General features: G+C 65.8%; 1 protein-coding gene. It reads left to right on the top strand.

Annotation, left to right across the window (positions count from 1 at the left end; all coding sequences use genetic code 11):
• On the top strand, window positions 1–473 hold a 473-nt coding region (locus tag J4F42_19160; GenBank protein ID MCE2487637.1), incomplete at both ends, for a hypothetical protein.

The raw sequence follows: 473 nt of genomic DNA, 5'->3' as shown, positions 1-473 counted from the left end.
CATCCGCATGAGAACTTCTACTGGTTGCAGCAGGACTATCTGCGCGACCGCCAGATCGGCAAGCCGTGGCACTGGACGGCGTGGCGCCCGCAGCTCATTCTGGGCGAGTCGCTGGGCAGCCAGATGAACGTGTTTCCGGCCCTTGGGGTGTATGCCGCGCTGCGCCGCGAAGCCGGGCTGCCGCTGTCTTTTCCGGGCGGAGCGCCGTTTCTGCTCGAAGCCATTGATACGGATGTCCACGCCCGGGCGTTTGAGTGGGCGGCGGACGCGCCGACCGCCCGGAACGAAGTCTTCAATATCACCAATGGCGACGTGTTTGTGTGGCAGAACGTGTGGCCGACCATTGCCGAGGCTCTGGGTATGCCGGTCGGGCCGCCCGAACCGTGCTCGCTGGCCGAGGACATGCCCAGGCGAGAGGCCGAGTGGGCGGCGATTGTGGACAAGTATGGGCTGCGCGCCCCGAAAAGCCTCAC

This window comes from Desulfurellaceae bacterium, from assembly GCA_021296095.1.
Taxonomy (GTDB): domain Bacteria; phylum Desulfobacterota; class Binatia; order Bin18; family Bin18; genus JAAXHF01.
This window is presented reverse-complemented; position numbering and strand designations above follow the sequence as displayed.